Origin of the sequence: Psychrobacter piechaudii (assembly GCF_900162825.1) — a bacterium.
Taxonomy (GTDB): domain Bacteria; phylum Pseudomonadota; class Gammaproteobacteria; order Pseudomonadales; family Moraxellaceae; genus Psychrobacter; species Psychrobacter piechaudii.
This window is the reverse complement of record NZ_FUGE01000186.1, coordinates 1-3,677: the sequence shown is the minus strand read 5'-3', so window position 1 is coordinate 3,677 and position 3,677 is coordinate 1. Positions and strand designations below refer to the sequence as shown.

The 3,677-nt window shown below is 41.1% G+C and carries 5 protein-coding genes and 1 CRISPR repeat array; of the genes, 4 read left to right on the top strand and 1 reads right to left on the bottom strand.

Annotated elements, in window-relative coordinates:
• Nucleotides 1-261 precede the first annotated feature (261 nt).
• Complete coding sequence (locus A1019T_RS10290; protein ID WP_041773285.1) at nt 262-489, bottom strand: helix-turn-helix domain-containing protein; 228 nt, start codon at nt 487-489, stop codon at nt 262-264.
• 116 nt (nt 490-605) lie between these two features.
• Here A1019T_RS10290 and A1019T_RS10285 point away from each other — a divergent pair, with 116 nt between their 5' ends.
• From A1019T_RS10285 to A1019T_RS10270, 4 genes are read left to right on the top strand one after another with little or no spacing between them, the layout of a single operon-like run.
• The gene (locus A1019T_RS10285) at nt 606-821 is read left to right on the top strand and encodes a hypothetical protein (RefSeq protein ID WP_007393965.1); all 216 of its coding nucleotides are present in this window, start codon (nt 606-608) and stop codon (nt 819-821) included.
• Between the two features lie 10 nt (nt 822-831).
• Nucleotides 832-2,028, top strand: a complete 1,197-nt coding sequence (locus A1019T_RS10280) for an Arm DNA-binding domain-containing protein (RefSeq protein ID WP_077451560.1) — start codon at nt 832-834, stop codon at nt 2,026-2,028.
• A complete protein-coding gene (locus A1019T_RS10275; protein ID WP_077451559.1) occupies nt 2,025-2,315 on the top strand; it encodes a hypothetical protein in 291 nt (96 codons plus the stop codon). Before A1019T_RS10280 ends, A1019T_RS10275 begins: the two co-directional genes overlap by 4 nt.
• Before the next feature lie 13 nt (nt 2,316-2,328).
• Nucleotides 2,329-2,649, top strand: a complete 321-nt coding sequence (locus tag A1019T_RS10270) for a hypothetical protein (protein ID WP_077451558.1) — start codon at nt 2,329-2,331, stop codon at nt 2,647-2,649.
• Nucleotides 2,650-2,758: 109 nt separating this feature from the next.
• Nucleotides 2,759-3,628: a CRISPR direct-repeat array (repeat unit 28 nt; unit sequence TTTCTAAGTCACCTATGCGGTGAGGAAG).
• Nucleotides 3,629-3,677: the final 49 nt, after the last annotated feature.

Below are 3,677 nucleotides of genomic sequence, written 5' to 3'. Positions count from 1 at the left end.
GGTTAGAGCGCTACCTTGACATGGTAGAGGTCGCTAGTTCGAATCTAGTTACGCCTACCAAATTCGAAAGCCCCAATCTTTATGATTGGGGCTTTTTTTGTGCTTGTAATATAAGGGCTGACACCTATTTCACATCTCGTCGTAGCACATTGATTTAGTCTATCTCTATAACTCGTAAAAAAACCGTGTGCCCAGATTGTACCCAAGCTGTGCCTGCTCTAAATTATTTGACTGATAAACCTCTTAACTTTGACCTCTACTCTACTTTTCCGAGCCCTGATCTTCTGCATCAGGAACATATTCAAATATATCTCCAACTTCAACTTCTAAAAACTCGCATAGCTTATCAATAGTATCGAAATCGATTCGCGACGACTGGTCATTATATATTTTATGTAACGTTGTTTTGCTGATTCCTGTCGCCCGTACGGCATCCGCTACCTTTAGCCTTCTTTCCGCTAACAAAGTCGGTAAATGATTAACTATCACAGTAAAACTCCAATCTTAGTTGTAAAAAGTACTTGCATAGTTATAAAAATGTGCTAAATTACAACTATGGTATTTAAAAGTACCATCATAATTAAACTTTATATAAGGAATGTATTATGTCACATACCTACCTAACAACCCAAGAGCTTTCTGAACGCATCAAGTACACCCCTCGAACGATTCGTAATGAACTGAAAGACAGTGTCTTGATTGAAGGTATCCACTACATAAGACCTTTTGGTGGTAGAAAAATCCTTTATGTTTGGGAAGAGATTGAAAAAGATATGCGTGTCGGAGTGTCCGGCAGCATCAACGCCATGGCATTACAATAAGGAGGCTATTATGGCTAGCATTAGAAGTAGGGGGAAAAAGCTGTTTGTTGACTTTCGATACCTAGGAGTCCGCTGTCGCGAAACAACAAATTTGATTGACACCCCTGAAAACCGTAAGAAGTTGCAAAAAATAATTGAAAGGATGGAAGCTGAAATTGTTTTGGGTACTTTCAATTACGCTCAGTACTTCCCCAAGAGCGATAAAGCTTCAAAAATGATGGCTTTAAATGATCGCAAGGAGTGTATAAACACAAGTATGCCGTCATTTAAGCAGTTTGCAGAGCTCTGGTTTTCAGAAAAAGAAATTGAATGGCGTGATACGTATAAACGCAAAATCAGAGAGATTATCGATATGTACCTTCTACCTGAATTTCAGGGGAGGCCCATCGATACAATCAAAAAGACAGAGGTATTAGCCTTCCGCTCAGCACTCGCCAAAGTAACTCGCGGAAAAGTTAAAAAACCTCTGTCAGCGGCACGCATCAACTCAATAATGGTACCTCTGGGTATGATACTAAAAGAAGCTTCCAAACGCTACAAGTTTGAAAATCCTTATGAGGACATAAAATCGCTTAAGGAACCAAGAACGAGTATTCAGCCTTTCACGTTAGATGAAGTTTGGAAATTTATTAACTGGGTTAGGGAGGATTATCGAAACTATTATCTTGTGCGCTTCTTTACAGGCATGAGAACCAGCGAGATTGACGGTTTAACTTGGGAGAATGTTGACTTTGACCGCCGAGAAATCGTTATCAATCAAGCGCTCGTTAAAGGCAAAATTGTGCCGCCTAAAACCCAAGAGTCGTATAGAGCCATCCAAATGTCTCCATGGGTCTATGATGCTTTAAAAGAGCAGTACAAGGTCTCTTATAAGCGATCTGAATATGTCTTTTGTTCGCACACAGGCGAGCCACTTGACTACAACAATGTGAATAAGCGTGTTTGGCACCCTACGCTTAAGGCGTTAGGCCTTAAAAAGCGCAATGCCTATCAGACTCGGCACACTGCGGCCACTCTCTGGCTAGCTGCTGGTGAGAGCCCTGAGTGGATTGCTTATCAGATGGGTCATTCAACCACCAAAATGCTGTTCAATACATACAGCCGCTATGTACCAAATATGACACGCCAGGATGGTAGTGCTTTTGAAGCACTCGTAAGTCGAAGCCAGATGGCTCAAGCATCAACTGACAAGGAGACGTCAAAATGAAAATTATTGATTATGACAAGCTATTTGCCGAGTTTAAGCCTAATGGCTATGTCAGTGAGGATGCCAATACTATCGCCAATATGTTGATTTATGATTTATGTATTCAACCTGGTTATAATCTAGCACGCTTTTTAGGAATCAAGCCTTGCTTTAATAACCATATGGCAATGCGTATATGGGTACAGAAGCGCTTGGATACGAGTCTTGGATATGTGGTTGAAGATATGTGTAGTCAGCTACAAAGTGAGCTTTACGAGCTACTACCACCATCTGGATATGGCTACTAACGAGGAGAATATCATGTGTGTAAATTTTGTGTTCGACTCAAGCCTAGATGATGAAGCAAAGCGTTTGTGCCATCAGTATTGGTCGTATGTATCACCCAATGACTATATCGCTCATCTAAAGATACTTTGCTACGATTACAATATAAGGTCTGATGAGTTGTTTATTACGCTTGCAAAATGCCAGGTTTATTTGGGTGATATACATTGCGAGTATTGTAGTCGTCCTTATCAACTCGATGTGCCAGCAGATATCCCCCATGCAAGACAACAAAAATCTTGGTTTTGTGATGGATGCATCAGCTTTTCTGGGGGACAGCTTACTGTTGGTAGATAGATATTTGATGTTACTTGATAACCAGATGGCCTAGGCTGTCTGGTTTTTTTATGCTGACTAACTCTTTTCGATGTAAAAATCTTAGCGCTTTGTCAGTCTTTTTGCGACATTGCTAAGTCACCTATGCGGTTATGAAGTGACATTGACGCCAAAAGAGACGCGTATTGTATTTCTAAGTCACCTATGCGGTGAGGAAGCCATAAATGGGCTTGTGCCGTTCACATCGTTATTTCTAAGTCACCTATGCGGTGAGGAAGCTTATCACGTAAGTCAGTGTATGACACAACAGTTTCTAAGTCACCTATGCGGTGAGGAAGTTTTACCTACATATAAGCTAGTTATTTTACCTATTTCTAAGTCACCTATGCGGTGAGGAAGCGCTTCGGTAACTTCTCCGATCGGCTGGTTGTTTTCTAAGTCACCTATGCGGTGAGGAAGCTAAATATCTCATAATCTTTTGCCTCCATTAATTTCTAAGTCACCTATGCGGTGAGGAAGCTTTTAATAAGCATCCCAGTGCGTCTTAGGTATTTCTAAGTCACCTATGCGGTGAGGAAGTTATGCTGACAGGCTTAATGTATTATATGCTTTTTCTAAGTCACCTATGCGGTGAGGAAGCAGTAGCATCATATATCTCTAGACCACTACTATTTCTAAGTCACCTATGCGGTGAGGAAGCTGTCGATTAGCTTTGGCATTGCTTTATCTCATTTCTAAGTCACCTATGCGGTGAGGAAGGGCTAGTACTAGGTGGTAGACAACTAATTACATTTCTAAGTCACCTATGCGGTGAGGAAGACACTGTAGGCTAGTTTGGTTGTAATCATCTTGTTTCTAAGTCACCTATGCGGTGAGGAAGACTTTACCCGCTTTAATCTCGTCAGCTATTAATTTCTAAGTCACCTATGCGGTGAGGAAGCATCTGGGTGCGAGTTTGGTGATTTTTAAGCATTTCTAAGTCACCTATGCGGTGAGGAAGATTGTGACTGGACCAAAATGGCAACAGTTAGATTTCTAAGTCACCTATG

What these genes read in the sequence shown, in the direction of transcription:
- A1019T_RS10285 (WP_007393965.1), top strand. Translation starts at nt 606, where the DNA reads ATGTCACATACCTACCTAACAACCCAAGAGCTTTCTGAACGCATCAAG.
- A1019T_RS10280 (WP_077451560.1), top strand. Translation starts at nt 832, where the DNA reads ATGGCTAGCATTAGAAGTAGGGGGAAAAAGCTGTTTGTTGACTTTCGA.
- A1019T_RS10275 (WP_077451559.1), top strand. Translation starts at nt 2,025, where the DNA reads ATGAAAATTATTGATTATGACAAGCTATTTGCCGAGTTTAAGCCTAAT.
- A1019T_RS10270 (WP_077451558.1), top strand. Translation starts at nt 2,329, where the DNA reads ATGTGTGTAAATTTTGTGTTCGACTCAAGCCTAGATGATGAAGCAAAG.